Raw genomic sequence first — 18,736 nt, 5'->3', positions numbered from 1 at the left:
GGCACTGGCCCGCACGTGGCATACATGCCCCTTAACAGTTCTGGCATTATGCGGCACAGATACAGGCACGCATTTTCCACCGCCCGGCGCGCCTGTGCTGCCAAGGGGCAACTGAAGTAGAAGGACACCCGGCCATGCGCTTTTCCGCCCCTTTTTTCCGCCCCGGCCTTTTTGCGCTGTGCGCTGCGGGCGCGGCGCTGGCTGGCTGTGCAGAACCCCGCACCACCACCACGCCAGAGGGTAAGGAAGCCCCGGTGGCCGCCACCGGCCCCAAAGGGGTGTATGAAGCGCGCGGGAACGAGCCCTTCTGGAACATGACACTGGCTGATGGCGCGCTTTCTGTTGAAACACCGGATGGCCCGCGCATGGCCCGCGTGATCCGCCACGCTTATTCTGAAAACGGCACCCGGTATTATGAGGCATCGGACGTCAAAGCCGCCCTCACCGCATCTGCCTGCACAGATAGCATGACCGGGCAGGTGTTTACAGATACCGTCACCCTTACCTCCGCCACCAAAACCCTGCACGGGTGCGGCGGTGTGCTGGTGCCCCCCACCAGCCTGAACGATACGCGCTGGGTGGTCACCGCCATGGATGGCCGCAGGCTGCGCGGCGGCAATTTTGTGCCCGATACGGATGACAGCGCCACGGATGAAAACCCCAACCCGGCGGCAGACATGTTTGCCCCCACGCTGGATATTAACGATACGGGCAAGATTTCTGGCTCGGATGGCTGCAACCGCTATGTGGGCGGGCTGGTGTTTGGGCCAAAGGGCAGCGTAAAGCCCATGCCCGCAGGCGGCATTAGCACGCTGATGGCCTGCCCCGGCAAACAGAACGACATTGCAAACACCTTCCGCCCGCTGCTGAACAGCGTAACCGGCTGGACAACAGATGGCACACACCTTGTGCTGCAAACCTCCGGCGGCAAAACCATCCGCCTGCGGCAGGTGTTTTGATAGATAAAGTTTCAGCAGGCACTAAAAACAGTTTAAATAGCCCCTTCTGCCAGCAAATACTCCAGAAGGGGCTTAATATTTAAGCGAGATATTCAGAAGTCACTCAGACAAAGCTTCTACACTAAACAAGCCAGGTATGAGTATTTCCGATGAAGAAACGCTAAAGTTCAAATAAAGCGGATCTTTATGGCTATTAGAAGCCACAATACCATCCTTTATAAGAGCTGCAATCAACGTACTCGCTGTTCTTGATGAAACATCGAGCAGCGATTTTACAGATGCTCTTGGAATCTCCCCAGAAATAACAATTTGTTCAAGTATTTTTGAGGACCTCACATCCAAACCTCGCATAGGAATATATTTGGTTATGATATTCCTAATAAGACTATTTTTATTCAAATGCTTTGACATGAACGTAATCTGGTCCAAAGCAATAGCCAGAAACCATTCGCAGAACTCACACAAAGCTTTTTCAGACAAGTTTCCGCGCCCATCCAAACTACCTTGCCTTGGCATATCTGCATGAGCCATCATAAATTTATATTGCTGAGTTGGTGCAGCCGCGCCACATAACCGCGCAATAAAAGGCGGAACAATGGGCGCATCAGAAGGCAACCCACGCGCCAACCCTCGGGACATACTCCAAAACCCCTTAGCTCCAAACCCGGCATCCAGCATCATGGCATGGGTTAGAAGTCGGGCTACTCGGCCATTTCCATCATCAAAAGGATGAATATAAGAAAATCTATGATGGGCCGCAGCTATAGCATATAAACGCTGGGCTTTGCGAAAATGCCCTAATTTATCCCTCTTATAATTTTCCTGATACAGATTCAGGAAGTTCAAAACAGATTGTCCGCCCAACGGCGGCCTGTGCCTACCAACCTCTACATCTTCCCCTTCTTGCCGGAATATGCCTGGCTGCATCCTACGCTTCACATCTCCAGTATCAGGGGATTTGATATCTAAAAACACACCCCCTAATTCTGCATAAAATTTTCTATGTATTGTAGATATGAATTCTATACTTGCTGGATCATCCATCATTCCGCAACAATGGAGATCGTCAATATATTTTTGGACATTGATATGGGCAATGGCTAGGCTGATTTTTTCCTCGTCTTCTCTGCCTTTGATAATCGTCCCATTATTAATGACATCTTCCACTGAAAGTGGCCTTGTACGATGGCCTTCTATCAGGTTGCTATAATAGCAATTCATAATTCGAGTGAGATTGGCGGCACTACCAAGTGTTATAGGGTGTATCGAAGCTGTTAACTCCGCCGCAGCTGCGGAAACTTCTGCAGCAAGGTCACTCATCAACGCAGAGATGCTTCCTGAGAGAATCAGTGGCGTCATTTTACTGGGGGTTTCCAGTAACGTTTTTGCTGGTACTGAACCTTCAGAAAGCATAAGGAAAACCTAATCAAAACGCAATTTTGCGGGTTAACATTGCGAGTTGACGTTGCGAGTTGCCCCTTCTGGTTCGCCCCCTCTGTTTGGTGAAAGATAATATCAATTTGAATGAAATGAAAGCCACGCACTGCGCATCATTCTTGAAGGCACTATGGCGGAAGTAGCGTTTATTTGCAAATAAACGGTATAGGCCAATACAAACTGAACAGTTCAGAAAAAGATTTGCTCTGATGAACATGGTCCATACTGCTCAACTCATATTATATACATATGCCTTGCCCGCATGGTAGCGCAGGAACCTGTGCCCAAGCGGGCCGTTATAGGCATATCGCACAGATATCTTTGTTATGTTTGAAAGGGCGCTTTCGTATGATTTCAGCCAGCAAAAAAGTGTTTTGCAAGGTGGCTTTGGGCGTCACGCTTGCCGTTACGGTGGCTCCGGCGGCTGTGAGCACGCTGGTTTCTACCGCCCATGCTGAACGCAGCGAACGCTTTGGCGGTGATTTTACAGCAGAACACAGCGCCACATCGCACCCCTCCGGCAAGGTGGATGCGGTGTTTTTTCCTTCCACGCATGAGCTGCGCTATACCATTACGTGGGATGGGCTAAGCGGCCCGGTTACGGTGGCGCATTTTCATGGCCCGGCAGATCCGGGGCAGGAAGCAGACCATATGATCACCCTGAAAGGCCCCTTCAAAAGCCCGTTTTCTGGCACCGCCATTTTAACCGCAGAGCAGGAAAAAGCCCTGCATGATGGCAAGATGTACCTCAACCTGCACACCGCCGCCTACCCCAAGGGTGAAGCCCGCGCGCAGCTGACATCCCCCTACAATGGTGAGACAGACCACGCAGACCCCAACCACACCTAAGCCCAACACCCGCGCATAAAAAAACGGCCCCGCCGCCTTGCCCCGTATCTGGGGTGTTGGCAGCGGGGCCGCTTTGCGTTTCAGGCCCCCATAGCGGGCATAAAACGCAGCGTATTACAGGTGTTGTGCGCCTTCTGGCTGGGCTTCACCACCCTGCGGGGCAGCATTAGGCTGCTGCTGGTTGGGCTGCATGGTGCCCGGTGTGGTGGAATGTTCCACATCATACGCCGTGGCTTTCTGCTGATAGGTGCCCTTTGCGCCGGGGTGTTCCTTATCATACAGCGCAGCCTTGGCGCGGGCTTCCTTACGGTATTCATGACGGCGATACATGCCCGCAGCACACCCGGCCGCAGCACCCAGCACACCATGATGGTTGGCTACATGGCCACCCACAGCACCGGCTGCGCCGTATTTCAGGCAGCCGCCCGGTTCGCTGGCGTTTGCGGCGGTGCCAATGGTGGCGGCCATAAGGGTTGCTAGGCCAAGGGTTACAATCTTACGCATTCTTTTATCCGTCTTTTCTAGCGCCTGCCGGTTTGGGGCAGGCATCTGCCAAACTTCTATAGCAAATAGATATGGCAGCAGCTTTGTTCAACACCACCACACTAACCTGCAAACAGTGGCGGAATGTGGGCCAAGGCAGAATACATAGGCGTTGGCTATACGGGCGGCCCATAGGCATTGGGGCCTGGCGTGCCCTTGGCGCATAAAAGGTAAATCCAATAACCCACGCCTATATATGGAACAAACCACAAAACAGAAAACCAGCCACTGCGCCCCAGATCATGATGCCGCCTGACCAAAGCAGATGTAATGGCAAACATGAGAAACACATATACAAGTAAAAGTGCAGCATAAAACATATGCACGCCAGTTACGGCATTTATGGAAGAGCCTGCATAATTATCAAGCACATACACTGCATATAAATGTGCAATATATGTAAGTATAAATAGAAGCAGCAGCCATGCGCTCCATATCCGATAATCGGAAACAGACAGGCGGCCTGTGTACTTAAAACTTTGTTTAAACTGCTCTATCAAAACAGACATGGCTCCCCCCTTTCTGCAAGGCCCGCAACGCAAAAGCCCGCCAGCATTGCTGCCAGCGGGCCTGCCTGTATGTTGGGCTGTGGTTGGCGCGTATTACCGCACCGCCCCTGCCTGCGCTGCGGCCTGACGGGCAAATTCGGCCTGTGCTGCGGCTTCCCGCGCTTCGGCCTTTTGGGCCACTTCATCCTGAATGGCCTGCTGCGAGGGCAACGGCGTATAGGGCACCGGCTTGGGTGCTGGCGCAGGTGTGGGGGCCATAACAGCCGGTGGCGGCGCAGAAACAACCTGCGGCGCGGGGGCAGAAGGGGCTGCCACATGCGGCGTGGCCGCCACGGCACGCGGGGCCACATAAGCCGGAGCAGATGGCGCAGATACAGCCGGGCGTGGTGCCGCCACATGCGCAACAGGGGCGGAAACCGCAGGCGCAGGGGCAGAAACCCGGTGCGTAGCAGCCACACCTGCCGGAACAGCCGCCGCAGCGGCCACAGGTGCGCGGATAGGCGGCGGGGGTTCAGACGGCCATCTGGGTTTTTCATCCGAGGCACGCTGGTTATCTATGCCCGATGCGGCATCACCATTGCGGGCGGCCTTTAGCAGGTCTGGCCCCATAAGGGCTGTGCGGGAGCACACGGCCTCGCGCTGGTCTCGGTTCAGGGTGCGGGTATCAAACATCTGGTCTGGGCCAAGGCGCAGCATGCCAATGCCACCCCATGCGTAATCGGACGAGGCCCTGACATCTGGCAGTTCAGACAGCTCGCGCCCCAGCTTTTTAACCGTGGTGTCTGTTATCAGCTTGTTGTGGTAGCAAAAATACATCAGCCCGCCCACATTGGCCGCATTTGTGCCCAATACGGTGGGTATGCCATCGTAATCCAAAATGCCGGGGGCGGCTGTGGCGGCTGTCATGGGCGGTGGGCCGGGGCGCATCTTCATAATCTGCAGCCCGTAATGAGGGTTCTTCTCCGCCGCATAAGCCGCCGGGGGCGCGGCCAACAGGGCAGTGCAGGCCCCCAACGCCAGAAAAACAGGACGGAATCCCAACATCTACTTTGTTCCTTGCTTTGGTCTGGCCGCAGAATACGGAAAAACCCCACCAGCCAGCAAGGCCCGCCGCACGGGCCATGCCGCATAAACTTGCGCATAGATGCATGATATCCACACCCACGGCCACCCCCATTTCTGTGCGGATGCGGGCTTACGCCCCTGTGAATGGCCTATACCCCCCCGCAGCAGGCACAAAGGCAGCGGGTGGATTTTACGTAAGGGCGCTGTATGCTGAAGGGTGAATATGGCTGAGCTTTCTCCTCCTTCCTCCGTGCGGGTTTCTGCGCGGCGCATTTTAGTGCTGGACCTTCTGGCCGGGTATGTAGATGCGCTGGGCTTTGTGTATCTGGGCGGGCTGTTTGCCTCCGCCATGACAGGCAACACAACCCATCTGGCCGCCGCCCTTGTTGGGGGTATCTGGCCCCATGCCTTTATGTTGCTGGGTATTTTGGGCACGTTTTTTGTGGTGGCCATGCTGGCCACTCTGGCGCGGTTGCGCTGGCAGGCGGCCATTGGCATAGCCTGTGTGGGCGTGCTGCTGGGGGCCACGCAAATTGCCATGCTTACGCCGTGGCACCGCACGCTGGCCCTTGTGCTGCTGCCCGCCCTTATGGCCGTGCAGGGAGAAACGATAGCCCGCTTTTCTGGCAGTGCTATCCAAACCATTGTGATCACCAGCAACCTGCTCAAATGTGCCTCGGCACTGGCAACATTACTGGCGGCGCGTTGGCCGGGCAGCACTGTTAAACCCCCACCACCGGGGGCGGCTTTGTTGCCGGGGCTTTCCTGGCTGGGGTTTGCGGCTGGGGCACTGTGTGGCACCCTTGCCATGGCATGGCATGTGCCGCTGCCCTTTATCTGGCCCCTGCCCTTACTGATTTTACTGTATCTGGATATAGCCCGCGCCGAAGCCCATAACACGCCGCCCTGAACACCACCCCACCCATTTGCGACAAAAAGAGTATGACCGTTCTGCCCTGCCCCTCCCTGCCTTTTTCTGCCTCTTTTCTTTCCACTCTGCGCCGTGCCCGCGGGCTTGCGGCCATAGCACTTCTGCCCACGCTGGCGGGGTGTGGGTATATAGATAGCCGCACCGCCCATAAGGGCCAGTTGGCCGTAATTGGCATGACAAATGAGGATTTACAGGCCTGCGCGGGCATTCCCGACAAAACGCAGAAGATAGATGACCACACCACAATTTATCAGTACGTGCGCTCGGTCAACATGCCTTCCACCAACGATTCCTCGCTGTTTCCGCTCCAGACATTTGTGAACATGACACAAACCACCTTTGGCGGTGCGGGCAAAACCTGTGTGGCCACCATACGCATGGTGGATGGCCATGTGTATGACCTGCATTACAGTGGTGATAATGACCGCATGATTGGCACGGATGGCGCGTGCTCTACCGTTGTAAAAGGCTGCATCCGCTCCCCCGTGGCATCCACCAACCGGTTCCATGACAGGCTGATCGGGTTTGGCCCGGTTTCGGCCTTTCATCAGCCCAGTGTAGAGGCGCAAAGGCGTGCGCTGCATTCGGTTTATGAGCCGCCAGAACCGCAGCGCATTCTCAACCCGCAGCCGGATTCTGCCGGCACGCCATCTTCCGCCGCAACGCCTGCGGTGCAGGCCACACCGGCTGCACAGGCTGTTCCGGTTTCTCAAACACTTACAGGCCCGCAGGCCGTGGCAGCCGCTTGGGCGGCCAAGGCGCAAGCGGCAACACCCGCTGCGGCGGCCCCAAACAGCAACGCCCAGCACTAAGGCCGGGCGTTTAAAACCATAGGGGCTGCGGGGATATGCCCGCGCCCGATATGCTTTATGGGGGCTTCAGGCCTTGCCGCGTGCGCCTTCCTGCAACTGGGCTTCCAGCTTGCGCAGGCGCTCACCCAAAGCTTTTGCGTGTTCTGGCCGATCCTTCAGCGCAATATCGTATTCCCGCTTCACCTGCTCTATTTCACGGCTGATATCCGTGGCGGATGGCAGGTGGTGGGTATGGTTTTCTGTTTTTTCAGACATAAAAATTTCTTTCCCTATTTGCGTAAAGCCTACCTTAAACATTGGGGCCGCCACAGCCACCCACAACCCGCACAAAAGCAGACCAGCATTACCCGCCACAACGCCATGCCCAGATAGCGGTTGACCACGCGGGGCAAAAGAGTAAGTGTGACGCTGTTTTGATTTGGCATGATTCCGGTGGAATCTGCGGGGCTTGAGATGCATGGATACGGCACCGGCCCGGCAACCCTTTTACCGCCGGAACACTATATAAGGGGTTTTTGGGATGGGCATGTTTCTGTGCATTGCGCTGCTGGGCCTGGATCTGATGTTGTACTTCCTGGGCATGAATGTTGCAGCTATGGGTTCTGCTGTTATCGCTTTTCTTGTTCCGGTTATCGTGATGTGCAGCTACAGCCTGACCCACATTGAAAAAGACCCGAACGCGTCTTCTTCTCACCACTAATGTGGGCTGGCGGGTTTTGACCTGCCATGCTGTAAAAAAGCCGCCGCAGCCTTATTGGCCCGGCGGTTTTTTTGTGCCCACATGCGTATAAAGCGCGGCCTTACTGCGCTGTGCGGGCCAGTTGCGCGTGGGTAAAGGCGCAGGCCCCGTTATGATAGGGCCCGCAGTTCTGTTCCTCGCTGCTCACCACCCCATGTGGCCCCATGCGGAAGGTGATGCGACAGGATTGGCCGTTGTATTCGGGGTCTGTTACCATCACCCATGTGTTGCCGTGGCGGGTGGCTGCGCCCTCGGCCGAGCCTGCACAGGTATCGCCCACAACAGCAACCTCGGCAAAGGTTTCATCCCCCGTTTGCACCAGTTTAAGGGTGCCTTGGCCACCGGCCATGCTGCCGGTGTATATTTGGGCGGAAGTAGCGGGTGGCGTATCCTGCGCCAAAGCGGGTGTGGCGGCTATGGTGGCGCAAAACAGGCCCAATGTGCGGAAAAGATGCGGCATGGCGGTTGCTCCGTTTCTAACAAACCGGGCCAACGCCAGCCGCCGCACGTTATTTAATGATACATCAGCGCACGAAACAGGCTGACCAGCCCCGGCTGTAGCACATACTGGATAATCAGCAGCACCACCATTGGGCTAAAGTCCATGCCGCCCGGCATTGGCAGCATACGCCGCACAGGGGCCAGAACGGGTTCTGTTATACGTTCCAGAAACACGCCTATTTTCCAGACAATCTGGTTGCGGCTATCCAGAATGCCAAAGGCATACAGGTTTACAAAAATACAGGCTGCCAGAAGCACCCAGCTATACAGTTCCAGAAGCCGCATCAGCAGCATGAAAACGAAAAACACGAACGCCAAATCCTGCTTTGCTGAAAAACCGGGCACACCCTTATGGCATGCCCGCATATCTGCCATTGGGCGCCTACAATACAGCTTGACAGCAAATTGGTAAGCCCTATACACCCAAAAATCTATGGAACAGGCGGGGCTGTAGCTCAGATGGGAGAGCGCCTCGTTCGCAATGAGGAGGTCAGGGGTTCGATTCCCCTCAGCTCCACCACCCTCCTGTTCAACCCATTGTTTTTATTGGGTTTTTTGGTGGAAAGTGTAAACTTTCTTCACAAAGTTTTCACACCCCCTCTTTTTTCATGCCTTTTTTAGACCGTTCTGGGCTCATGCTTCCCAGCTTTTTCCATGCAGATTCAGCCAGCAGTTTTTGATTAGTTTCCCTGCCGTAACTCAAAACAACGCGCAATCAATTGCACCCTAGAAACCTCTATCGAAGGTAGAGCGCATCATACGGACGGATGTACACATAGTTAGGCTCCATTTTTCTGGCGCTAGAAAGCCAATGGGGCCGTCTAACAACCAGTTTGATATAGGGAACTCAAATAAAGCACGATGGTTGATGACAAGAAACTTTCACTCGTCACCAACATCTCTATCACTTGTTGATATTTAACAATTCCCAAAATCGAAATTGTAAACATTCACTTTTTATTTTTATCACCCTCATTAGCATCTTTTGATAGATCTTTTTCATCTTTTTTCCCGACAAAAGAAGCTATAGTTGCAAGATTTTTATTCAATTCATCAAAGTTAATATTATCATTCCAGCTTGCTTTCACTTCCCCATTCCAACTCGCCAATGCCTCCTTCACCTCTTTCCATTCAGCTGAGGCTCCGTATGTTACAATATAAAGCTGGCCAAATTTAATTCCATGTATTCTATCATCAACTCGGAGAGCTTCTCTCATATAATTTCCTGATTGTATGAAATTATACCGTGCAAAAAAGCCAACAATTGTGAGAATTGTAACTCCTCTTAAAGTATAAAATATCAATGAAGGCCAATTAATTGAAGAATCAATTTTTCCAGAGTTCTGCATTGATATATAAACCACCCACATTAATCCAAATGTCAAAATAAACGCACCTGCAATAGACCAAATAATAGACAATAGAGACAAATTACGCTCTCTATTACTTAATGTTGTAACTGTATCATCCAAAAATAAGTTTGCATTTTCTCTAATTCTGCTTTGATACTCTTCCGTAAATCTTTGCTTTTCTAGTGTTAGAGCATTTAATTTCTCTTGGTATTCTTGGTCAAGGTTTCTAATTTTATCTCTAACTTGCAAACTTTGAAATTCACTATCCCTCTTCATCTCCTCAATGGAAAGGGAATGTTCTTTCCTTTCCTGTTTCAATCTGGCGAATAAATCATTGATTTGCTCTTTTAATCGTATATTTTCTGCCGCATTTTTATCGGATTTTGCTTGTAAGTTTCCTATAACAGAAGCTACTTCAGGTGTTATATTGCTCTGACTAAAATCGTTCGACATTTAAATTCCCTAAGTTTATTTTATGATATTTCCGATACTTAATACATTTTCTAAATGTTCATTCCTAGACTTAAAAAATCAAATCATTTTCCATAAAGTTTTCACATACACTTATTTTTCAGCCTTTTGAGACTATCCTAACTTCATGCTTCCCAACTTTTTCCATGCAGATTCAGCCAGCAATTTTTGATTGGCTCCTCTGGTGTAACGCTCCACTTCTGAGAGCGTGTTATGGCCGGTAATGGCCTGAGTTTCTGATGGCGTGTATCCAGCTTCAGTCAAGCGCCGGGCTGCTGTCTATGCGGTCCTAGCTTTGCCTGTACGCCTGCCTTGATGGCGCATTTCTTGAACCAATTATAAAACGCATTGCCCGATGCAAAGGACTGGCCTGTCTGAGTAATAAGAAACGCCTTGTCTGGGTGTTCATGAGCACCCTCACCATCCGTGCGGCTGGCCCTTACCTTATCAACACACAGCCAACAGCAGAAAAGCTGGCACGCTCTGCTTAATCTCTTAAACAGCTAAACGGTTTGAACAGGCCCTCTCCGCAAAGAGAGGCCCTGTTTTTATATATCTACAGTGTATAAAACGATTTTATAGAAACCATATAACATTCAGGCACCTTACTGTACATGCGGTGCTTCGGCTGAATGTTCTTTTACTATTTCTAGCGCTTCGGCCATTCCCGGAATTTCCACACTGCCTGCGCATACTTCTTCAAGTGCATCACGCAGGTTTTTCAAACTTTGCGGGGGCAGGCCACTTACGGCAAGCTTTAAAACATCTTTCAGCCCTTCAACCTGCATGTAAAGTTTTTGCGGGTCTAGTTCTGTGCCAACCAGCATACGGGCTTCATCTTCTGTCATCTTGAACTTATCCTGTTGTGTCTTTTTTCTGCTGTATCATGAACGCAGCTGGCCGCCGTATCAATGCCGGGCCTCTTCCACCCTAAAAGACATACATCAATTTCAGCCCAGACATGTCTATGTTAGGTGTAAGTTGTCTCTGAAAATTGTGTTGCCTCTTTCTGGCAGAACACGCCAGACCAGATAAGTGTTGTCAGTGTATAGGAATGAAAATTTATATATAGATTTTCGGAATATTTCTTATTGATAACGTAAAAAGTGTGGAAGATAAAGATGCCTGCCAATATTAACACCCCGCCGCCGCCAACACATAAACCCACAACTTCAATCCAGACACCCTATATTATTGCATGGTTTTTGTGCCTGGTTTTTTATCTTCTGCAATACTCAACCCGCTCTGCCCCCAGCGTGATGGTGAGCGAGCTTGTTTCCGCCTTTGGGCTAACTACGGTGGGTTTGGGGTCCTTACTCGGGCTGTATTATTACACCTATTCTTTCTGCTCCATTATTTCTGGCGCTGCGGTGGACCGGTGGGGGGCCAAATATACCATCTCGTTTGGGGCGCTGGTGCTGGCCATTGGCACCTGCCTGTTTGGATGGGGGGAAGAATGGATGGCAAGCCTTGGCCGCCTTATGCAGGGTGCGGGCTCGGCTTTTGCGTTTGTGGGCGCGGTTTACCTGGCGGCGCGGGGTTTTCCCAAAAAGTATTTGGCCACGGCTGTGGGGGCCACGCAGTGCGCGGGCATGCTGGGTGGCGCCATGGGGCAATCTACCGTGGCATGGCTGATACATGGTGTCATCAACTGGCATTTTTACTGGATTGATACCGGGCTGCTTATTGCCCTGATAGCCGTTTTTCTGTTTGTCATGACTCCGCAGGAAAAAAAGGCAGACACCGCACATGTGGCCCCGGCTTCTGGTTCCATGTTTGCGCCGTATAAAAGCGTGCTCACCAACCCGCAGTCTTATCTGTGCGGCCTGTGTGCGGGGCTGCTGTTTTTACCCACCACCGTGGGCAGCATGACATGGGGCATTACGTTTTTAACCCAAAGCTGGCACGTTGGGTACCATGAGGCCGTGATGCGCGCCGCCATGGTGCCAGTGGGCTGGATGTTTGGCTGCCCTGCCCTTGGTTATTTAACAGACAAGATCGGGCGCAGAAAACCCGTGTTGCTGGGCGGCATTATTGTTATGGCGCTTACGGTTGCAGCCATTATCTACCTGCCGGGCAACACCTTTCCGCCTTATGTGCTGGCTTTGCTGCTGGGCTTTTCTTCCGGTGCGGCCATGATCCCTTACACCATCATCAAGGAAGTGAATGCCGATGATGTAAAGGGCAGCGCCACAGGGGCCATTAACTTTTTGGTGTTTGTTATGAGCGCCATTGTCTCTCCGCTGTTTGCCGCATTCCTGCAACATCTGGGGCATGGGCGGCCACTTAACGGGGCAGACTTTACAGAGGGCTTCAGCTTTGGGCTGGCCGGTATTGTGCTGGCAGGCGTGCTGACCTTTCTGCTGCATGAAACCGGGCAGAAACGCTAAAGCCCTCCACCCCGGTTAGGAAAATATTTTTAATGCGGCTGAGATGCCTTTTTTATCATATCCCTAAGGTCTGGAATGCTTAACCACGGACGCTTTGCATGAATCATACGGTGGCAGTTCGCACACAAAAGCGCGAGATCACTTAGCCGCGTTGTGCGTTCTTCTGGCAAATCAGAAAGAGGCTTGGTGTGGTGGCATTCTATAAAACCCGCGCCTCTTTCACCGTAGCGTTTTTGAAAATCAAAGCCACAAGCTTCGCATACCAATTGCCCTAAATTTTCTAAAACGGCTTTCTTTTTCTGTGCAATAAGTTTTTTAGAACGCTCACGCCGCACATGCAGGTGGGTAAGTAACTGCCCTTCTACGGCTTCTGCTTCTATTTCTTGTTCTGGGGCAAGGGCTTCCTCTGCTTCCTGAGGGTTTTGAATAATATCACAAATCGCTTGGGCTGTTTTTTTCAGATCATCCGGTTGGTTTGCAAATTCTTCCCACACCTCTTTTTCTAACTTATTGCCTGCTTTCAATCCTTTTAATTCAGCATATTTTGGATCATGAACACGAAAGTTCATTAACTTCATTGCCACGCCATTTGTATTACGTAGTGTGGCGCCAGAATATCCTTGCAACCTCCAAAACTTATTAAGAAGATCGCTTAACTCTTGCACACGGGCATCCCCCTTAGCTGGAAAAGCGCCGTTACATTCAAGGTAAAGGTTTAAAGCCAGAATAAGCTCATCACGTGTCCATGCAGGATTACGAGAAGGGGTTTTTGGCTGGTGTTTCATATTTTTCTCGTATCAAATCTTCATATTCTTTAATCAATATCCCAATACACCCAAAACATACGCTACATCTTTCCCTCGGCCTCTTCCTCATCCCCACAAGGATCACACATGATAAATGCTCCCTCCCCCACGCCTGAAGAGAACTGGACAGAGGAAGACCCCATAGACGCAGAAATTGATGCCCGTGTGGCGCAAGTTAACCAAAATGCCGGGTTGCCACCAGAACGGCCCACGCGTTTTGGGCCTATGGTAACCGTTGCACTGCCTATGGTTATTGCGGGCATCTTGCTGGTTATGGGTATGTGGATATTTGTTTACCCGCTGTTTTTTGGTTAATACGGCAACGGCCCTTATTTACGCCGCAGACCAACAACCTTACGCAATGGGGCTGTGAGTTTCCATGATGAGGAAGCCCGCATGATCTCCACATCCCGCCGGGCCTGCTGCACTTCCTGCGCCAGATGTTCTTCCCGCAAGCTGCCATAAAACTGCGGGCCCTGCTTTTTAACACCCTCCAGCGTAGAACCGGCGCAAATCACCTTTTTGGCTTCCGGGCTTAGTTCCGTGCAAAAGGGTTGCTGCATCATGTCCGGGATGGCGGAAGATAAAAAGTCATCCACCCGCATATTGCCAAACTGGGCTTTGGCATCATCTGGCAGGCCGTTTTTCCAGTCCTCCATCATCCAGCGCAGGGCATGAATGGGGTGGAAGTGGTCTTCTACAATGCAGTACTGGATATCACACCATTTTTCAAAAAGGCTGATATTTCCTTCAGGCGTGGCGTTAAAGTAGTGTGAGGGATAGCCGTGCACAGGCTGCAAGAACGGATAATCTATGCGCACAATGCCGCCGGGTTTCAGCACACGGCAGATTTCGGCCGCAACCTCCCACGGGCGCTTGGTGTGTTCTAACGTTGCGGCACACAGCACAAAATCAAACTGGGCATCGGCAAAAGGCAGGTTTTCGCCCACACATACCACATCGGTGCTCAGGGCGGGAAACACATCCACATTCACCATCTGCTCGGTTACGGTATCACGCAGCCCGGCCCCCACATCCAGAAACATCCAATCCGGGTGTTCTTTTTGCAGGCCCGCAATATAGCCGCCGTAATTATGGGCCGAAATGGGCGGAAAAGGCGGAATATGGAACTCCTGCCTTATGGCGTCTGTCATGTAATTGGCGGGCTGGCCATAGGTGCGTGGTGTTACGGGGTTCTGGCGGAAGGCAATGCGCTCCAGCTTGCGTTCACGCATGGCGGCCACCAGATCCTGATTGGCAGCCTGCATACGCCCTTCATGCTGGCCATACTGGGCATAATGCTGGGGGGCAGAAAGCCCACACGCGGCCACATCCGGGTTGGCCTGCCAGTAGGCCATATCATCCGCTGGGGTTTTAAAAACCGGTGTTCTGATAAGTGGCACTTCGTTATAGGAACCGTCTTGCATCCGCTCTACCTTGCATACTGTGCGCGCCAAAGTTCCGCCCTATTGCCTGAACCCAAGCCCCACCCCTATACTTGGCACACCCTTGCCAAACGCTAAAGCCCCCCGCCATGTCTGTGCCTCTTTCTGCTTTTCCTTGTATCTTTCAGGCTGCTGGAGGCCGGGGGTTAATTGAAACCTCATCCCGCATTGGGGGCACCTTCGCCTTTGGGGGCACCCTGCCCGATGGCACCCACAGCCTGCTGACAGACTGGCACACAGATACCCCACCCATATACCGCTACAGCTTTGGCCCCGCAGTGTTTGACCCCGCGCTGGCCCTGTTTGCGTGGAAAGGCCACCCTTTGCATGATACGGTTTATACCCAAGGGCCAGATGCGCTCAAACGCTGGCACGCAGCCCCCGCCAGCACACCGGTGGAGCAACACCATTGCACCGCATGGGCCGGGTTTGACCACTGGAACACCAATTACTATCACTGGGTGGCACACACGGTTCCGGCACTTTACTATTTTCTAAAACATGCCGGGCAGAACGATGTGTTTTTGCTGCCGCCCCTTACCGCGTGGCAGGAGCAGTTTGTAACCCTTGCCGGGCTGGCGCCTGAGCGGCGGCTGATCACACAGCCCGGCACGCGCTACGCCTTCCCCCGCGTGGTGTATACAGATTTTGTGCGCGGCAAAACGGATTTTACGGCATCTGCAACATCACTTGCAGCCTATGCCGCGTTACGTCAGGCCGCCAGCACCACGCCCAAACGCGGGCGCTACCTGTTTTTGGAACGCGGTGAGGCCACAAACCGCCGCATGCCTAACGAGGCCGAGTTGGCAGAGGCCTTAACCACACTGGGCTTTGCCCGCGTGCGCCCAGAACGCCTGCCCGTGGCCCAACAGATAGACCTGTTTGCACAGGCCGATATGGTGGTGGGCTTTTTGGGCGCGGGCCTTGCCAATGTGGCATGGTGCCAGCCCGGCACGCTGGTGTACGAACTGGTGCCCAGCCACCACCTCAACCCGTGTTTTCTGGCCATGTGTATTCAGGGCGGTTTGCAGTATTGGGCAGACAAGGTGGAAACCGGCGTTGCGCATGAAGACCACTACACACCCGCCAGCCTGCCCCTGCCGGTAGATCAAATTGTTGGCCACGCGCACACGTTGCTGCAATGGCGCAAAGGGCAGATGGGCTTAAGATAGCTGTCTATATTTTTGCATATATAATCAAGAAGATTCCGTTTCTGTTCCGAAAGTGTTAGGGTGGTTTTTCATACGTAACAAACCACCAGCAGGAGCTCCCCCTTATGCCAACCCTTGTGATAAACGGCCAGCCGCACAGCGTGGACGTTGATGCCGACACGCCGTTGCTCTGGGTGTTGCGCGATATTCTGGGCTTGAATGCCGCCAAATTTGGCTGTGGCATTGCCCAATGTGGGGCCTGCACCGTGTATGTAGATGGCAAGGCCGTGCGTGCGTGCAACCTGCCCGTTGGGCTGGTGGGAGAGCGCGCCATTACCACGCCAGAAGGGCTGGATATGGCAGACCCGGTTGTGCGGGCTATCAAATCTGCGTGGGTGGCGCTGGATGTGGTGCAGTGCGGATACTGCCAGCCGGGGCAGATTATGGCCGCCGTGGCCCTGCTGCGTACCACCCCCAACCCCACGGATGAACAGATAGACAGCGCCATGTCTGGCAATATGTGCCGCTGTGGCACGTATATGCGTATTCGCGCAGCCATTCACCACGCGGCGGGAGAACTGGCATGAGCACACATTCCCCCTCATCCACCGCGCGGCTAAAAACCGGCCGCAGACGCGTGCTGCAAGCGGGCGGCGCATTATTGCTGGCAACGCTGTGGCCCACACCGCGTGGGCGGGCAGCGCAGGCCACACAGGCAGGCACCGGCGTGCTGGTAGAAGGTGTTGCCACCCCTTTTGCACCCAATGCGTTTATTCGTATTGCCGCAGATAATACCATCACCCTCATTTTACCAAATATCGAGATGGGGCAAGGTATTTACACATCATCCGTGATGCTGATGGCGGAAGAACTGGGGATAGACCCGTTTGCCGTGCAGATAGAAGCTGCACCCCCCGGTGGCGGGGCGGAAATTACCGGTGGTTCTACCTCTGTCATGACAGAATGGTTGCCATTGCGCCAGGCTGGTGCGGCAGCGCGCACCATGCTGGTGCAGGCTGCGGCCTCACGCTGGGGCGTTGCGCCAGAAAGCTGCACAACCGCCAACGGGGCCGTAGTGCATGCGCCCTCTGGCCGCACCGTGCCGTTTGGCGATGTAGCAGAAGCTGCCGCCAAGCTGCCCGTGCCCAAAAAGCCAAAATTAAAAGATGCTGCCAATTACACGCTAGTTGGCCGCAAGCACCATCGGCTGGATAGCCAGATCAAGGTAGATGGCACCGCCCGCTTTGGCATGGATGTGCAGGTACCGGGCATGAAAGTTGGCACCGTGACCGCCTGCCCCGTTCAGGGTGGCACTGTGCGCAGCATGAACCGCAACGCCGCCTTGGCCGTAAATGGCGTACACGCTGTGCTGGTAACGGATAATAAAGATACCGTATGCGTGGTGGCAGAGCATTACTGGGCCGCACGCAAGGGCCTGAAAGCCCTGCATATTCAATGGGATTTTGGAAAAAACGCCGCCATTACCACCCAGACCATTTATGATGATCTGCACGCAGGGCTAAACGGCCCGGCCATTGTGGCCAACGCCAAGGCAGATGCGCCGGGTGTGATTGGCAAAGCTGGTGCAACCTACACAGCCACCTATCAACAACCCCTGCTGGCCCATTCCCCCATGGAGCCCATAAACTGCACCGCCCATGTGCGGCCAGATGGGTGTGATGTATGGGTGGGCACACAGGTGGCCGAACGCGCGCGAGATACCGCAGCCGAAATAACCGGCCTGCCCGCCAGCAAAATTACGGTGCACAGCCAGTATATTGGCGGCGGTTTTGGCCGCAGGCTGGAGCATGAATACGTCACCCAGTGCGTGCAGTTTGCAAAACAGGTGCCCTACCCGCTGAAAATTGTCTGGAGCCGGGAAGAAGATATCACGAAGGACAGATATCGCCCGGCCTATGTTGATAAGCTCACAGCCGCGCTGGATGACAAAGGGTATATCACCGCGCTGCAACATCGCATTGTCGGCCCGGCCGTGGTGGCACGGTGGGACCCGCCAGAACTGACAAAGGATGGGTATGATGAAGACCTCTCCCTTGCCACGGTGGTCACACCCTACACCTACCCCGCGTATCGGCTGGAGTTTGCGCGGCGCGAGGCCCCCGGCATCACCACCGCATGGTGGCGTGGCGTGGGTGGCACACGCGGCCTGTTTGTGGTGGAAGGGTTTATAGATGAACTGGCCGCCCGCGCGGGGGCAGACCCGGTGGCTTATCGGCGCGCCATGGTGCAAAACAACCCGCGCGCGCTGGCGGTGCTGGAACGCGCGGCAGCAGATGCAGGCTGGGGCACACCCGTGCCCAAAGGCCGCGCGCGCGGTGTGGCCTTGCAGTTTGCATTTGGATCCTACATGGCCAGCATTGCAGAAATTGAAATGCCCAGCCCGGATGAAGTGATTATCCACCGCGTAACCGCAGCCGTGGATTGCGGGCAGGTTATCAACCCGGACCAAGTGATTGCGCAAATAGAGGGCGGGCTGATTTTTGGTTTTTCTGCCGCCATGTATAACGAGATCACGCTGGAAAACGGGCGTGTGCAGCAGCAAAACTTCAATACATGGCGCGTAATGCGCATGAACGAGGCCCCACGCCGCATTGATGTGGTGGTGATGCCCAGCAAGGAAGACCCCGGTGGTATTGGTGAGGTTGGTACCGCCGCCGCAGCTCCGCTGCTGGCCAACGCCATGGCGGCGGCACAGGGGCGGCGTTACCGCAGCCTGCCCCTGCTTTCTGCCCGCAACACGGAAGGGAAAGAATAA

Annotated in this window: 22 protein-coding genes and 1 tRNA gene; 11 read left to right on the top strand and 12 right to left on the bottom strand. The window is 53.7% G+C overall.

Annotated features, from left to right (window positions below):
• Positions 1-134 precede the first annotated feature (134 nt).
• Positions 135-959 (top strand): META domain-containing protein, encoded by an 825-nt coding sequence (locus EOV40_RS02410; protein WP_050819296.1) that lies wholly within the window; start codon positions 135-137, stop codon positions 957-959.
• A gap of 99 nt (positions 960-1,058) precedes the next feature.
• Here the strand turns inward: EOV40_RS02410 and EOV40_RS02405 are convergent, their stop codons facing one another.
• Entirely contained in the window at positions 1,059-2,372 is a 1,314-nt protein-coding gene (locus EOV40_RS02405; protein WP_128104941.1) for a Fic family protein, read from the bottom strand.
• A 372-nt stretch (positions 2,373-2,744) separates the two neighbouring features.
• On the opposite strand from EOV40_RS02405, the gene EOV40_RS02400 reads away from it, so the two are divergent.
• A complete protein-coding gene (locus tag EOV40_RS02400; protein ID WP_050819295.1) occupies positions 2,745-3,245 on the top strand; it encodes a CHRD domain-containing protein in 501 nt (166 codons plus the stop codon).
• 114 nt (positions 3,246-3,359) lie between these two features.
• On the opposite strand, the gene EOV40_RS02395 is transcribed toward EOV40_RS02400, so the two are convergent.
• The 3 genes from EOV40_RS02395 to EOV40_RS02385 all read right to left on the bottom strand — a co-directional run bounded on the left by EOV40_RS02395 (position 3,360) and on the right by EOV40_RS02385 (position 5,341).
• Positions 3,360-3,794 (bottom strand): hypothetical protein, encoded by a 435-nt coding sequence (locus tag EOV40_RS02395; protein WP_050819294.1) that lies wholly within the window; start codon positions 3,792-3,794, stop codon positions 3,360-3,362.
• Positions 3,795-3,904: 110 nt separating this feature from the next.
• Positions 3,905-4,297 carry a DUF805 domain-containing protein gene (locus tag EOV40_RS02390; RefSeq protein WP_128104940.1) on the bottom strand — a complete coding sequence of 131 codons (393 nt, stop codon included), beginning with the start codon at positions 4,295-4,297 and terminating at the stop codon, positions 3,905-3,907.
• 93 nt (positions 4,298-4,390) lie between these two features.
• The gene (locus EOV40_RS02385) at positions 4,391-5,341 is read right to left on the bottom strand and encodes a hypothetical protein (protein WP_128104939.1); all 951 of its coding nucleotides are present in this window, start codon (positions 5,339-5,341) and stop codon (positions 4,391-4,393) included.
• 244 nt (positions 5,342-5,585) lie between these two features.
• Between EOV40_RS02385 and EOV40_RS02380 the strand changes: the two genes are divergently transcribed.
• The gene (locus EOV40_RS02380; RefSeq protein WP_128104938.1) at positions 5,586-6,272 is read left to right on the top strand and encodes a YoaK family protein; all 687 of its coding nucleotides are present in this window, start codon (positions 5,586-5,588) and stop codon (positions 6,270-6,272) included.
• A 32-nt stretch (positions 6,273-6,304) separates the two neighbouring features.
• Positions 6,305-7,105, top strand: a complete 801-nt coding sequence (locus tag EOV40_RS02375) for a hypothetical protein (protein WP_128104937.1) — start codon at positions 6,305-6,307, stop codon at positions 7,103-7,105.
• Positions 7,106-7,171: 66 nt separating this feature from the next.
• Here the strand turns inward: EOV40_RS02375 and EOV40_RS02370 are convergent, their stop codons facing one another.
• Positions 7,172-7,360: a hypothetical protein gene (locus EOV40_RS02370; protein WP_128104936.1), complete on the bottom strand. Its 189-nt coding sequence runs from the start codon at positions 7,358-7,360 to the stop codon at positions 7,172-7,174.
• A 265-nt stretch (positions 7,361-7,625) separates the two neighbouring features.
• Here EOV40_RS02370 and EOV40_RS02365 point away from each other — a divergent pair, with 265 nt between their 5' ends.
• On the top strand, positions 7,626-7,805 hold the full coding sequence (locus tag EOV40_RS02365; protein WP_128104935.1) for a hypothetical protein: 180 nt from the start codon (positions 7,626-7,628) through the stop codon (positions 7,803-7,805).
• 100 nt (positions 7,806-7,905) lie between these two features.
• Here EOV40_RS02365 and EOV40_RS02360 read toward each other — a convergent pair whose 3' ends face one another.
• Both EOV40_RS02360 and EOV40_RS02355 read right to left on the bottom strand, forming a co-directional pair.
• The gene (locus tag EOV40_RS02360; protein WP_208729240.1) at positions 7,906-8,352 is read right to left on the bottom strand and encodes a hypothetical protein; all 447 of its coding nucleotides are present in this window, start codon (positions 8,350-8,352) and stop codon (positions 7,906-7,908) included.
• 5 nt (positions 8,353-8,357) lie between these two features.
• On the bottom strand, positions 8,358-8,654 hold the full coding sequence (locus EOV40_RS02355; protein ID WP_020944560.1) for a YggT family protein: 297 nt from the start codon (positions 8,652-8,654) through the stop codon (positions 8,358-8,360).
• A 135-nt stretch (positions 8,655-8,789) separates the two neighbouring features.
• On the opposite strand from EOV40_RS02355, the gene EOV40_RS02350 reads away from it, so the two are divergent.
• Positions 8,790-8,865: transfer RNA gene (locus EOV40_RS02350), tRNA-Ala, on the top strand.
• 430 nt (positions 8,866-9,295) lie between these two features.
• On the opposite strand, the gene EOV40_RS02345 is transcribed toward EOV40_RS02350, so the two are convergent.
• The 3 genes from EOV40_RS02345 to EOV40_RS02340 all read right to left on the bottom strand — a co-directional run bounded on the left by EOV40_RS02345 (position 9,296) and on the right by EOV40_RS02340 (position 11,016).
• Positions 9,296-10,150, bottom strand: a complete 855-nt coding sequence (locus EOV40_RS02345) for a hypothetical protein (RefSeq protein ID WP_128104933.1) — start codon at positions 10,148-10,150, stop codon at positions 9,296-9,298.
• 132 nt (positions 10,151-10,282) lie between these two features.
• A complete protein-coding gene (locus EOV40_RS14940; protein WP_167506841.1) occupies positions 10,283-10,432 on the bottom strand; it encodes a hypothetical protein in 150 nt (49 codons plus the stop codon).
• Between the two features lie 341 nt (positions 10,433-10,773).
• Complete coding sequence (locus EOV40_RS02340) at positions 10,774-11,016, bottom strand: hypothetical protein (RefSeq protein ID WP_050819245.1); 243 nt, start codon at positions 11,014-11,016, stop codon at positions 10,774-10,776.
• A 273-nt stretch (positions 11,017-11,289) separates the two neighbouring features.
• Between EOV40_RS02340 and EOV40_RS02335 the strand changes: the two genes are divergently transcribed.
• Positions 11,290-12,558, top strand: coding sequence for an MFS transporter (locus EOV40_RS02335; RefSeq protein WP_128104932.1), 1,269 nt, complete (start codon positions 11,290-11,292; stop codon positions 12,556-12,558).
• Positions 12,559-12,587: 29 nt separating this feature from the next.
• Here the strand turns inward: EOV40_RS02335 and EOV40_RS02330 are convergent, their stop codons facing one another.
• Positions 12,588-13,343, bottom strand: coding sequence for an HNH endonuclease (locus EOV40_RS02330; RefSeq protein WP_128104931.1), 756 nt, complete (start codon positions 13,341-13,343; stop codon positions 12,588-12,590).
• Between the two features lie 108 nt (positions 13,344-13,451).
• Between EOV40_RS02330 and EOV40_RS02325 the strand changes: the two genes are divergently transcribed.
• The gene (locus tag EOV40_RS02325; protein ID WP_128104930.1) at positions 13,452-13,679 is read left to right on the top strand and encodes a hypothetical protein; all 228 of its coding nucleotides are present in this window, start codon (positions 13,452-13,454) and stop codon (positions 13,677-13,679) included.
• Between the two features lie 14 nt (positions 13,680-13,693).
• On the opposite strand, the gene EOV40_RS02320 is transcribed toward EOV40_RS02325, so the two are convergent.
• Entirely contained in the window at positions 13,694-14,791 is a 1,098-nt protein-coding gene (locus EOV40_RS02320) for a class I SAM-dependent methyltransferase (protein WP_128104929.1), read from the bottom strand.
• Positions 14,792-14,898: 107 nt separating this feature from the next.
• On the opposite strand from EOV40_RS02320, the gene EOV40_RS02315 reads away from it, so the two are divergent.
• From EOV40_RS02315 to EOV40_RS02305, 3 genes are all read left to right on the top strand, one after another.
• A complete protein-coding gene (locus EOV40_RS02315; protein WP_128104928.1) occupies positions 14,899-15,981 on the top strand; it encodes a glycosyltransferase family 61 protein in 1,083 nt (360 codons plus the stop codon).
• 104 nt (positions 15,982-16,085) lie between these two features.
• Positions 16,086-16,547 (top strand): (2Fe-2S)-binding protein, encoded by a 462-nt coding sequence (locus EOV40_RS02310; RefSeq protein WP_050819239.1) that lies wholly within the window; start codon positions 16,086-16,088, stop codon positions 16,545-16,547.
• Positions 16,544-18,736, top strand: a complete 2,193-nt coding sequence (locus tag EOV40_RS02305) for a xanthine dehydrogenase family protein molybdopterin-binding subunit (RefSeq protein ID WP_128104927.1) — start codon at positions 16,544-16,546, stop codon at positions 18,734-18,736. The genes EOV40_RS02310 and EOV40_RS02305 overlap by 4 nt, the downstream gene beginning before the upstream one ends.

Source organism: Acetobacter oryzoeni (assembly GCF_004014775.2).
GTDB lineage: Bacteria > Pseudomonadota > Alphaproteobacteria > Acetobacterales > Acetobacteraceae > Acetobacter > Acetobacter oryzoeni.
Note: the sequence above shows the minus strand (reverse complement) of the source record. Positions and strands in the feature narration are given on the sequence as shown.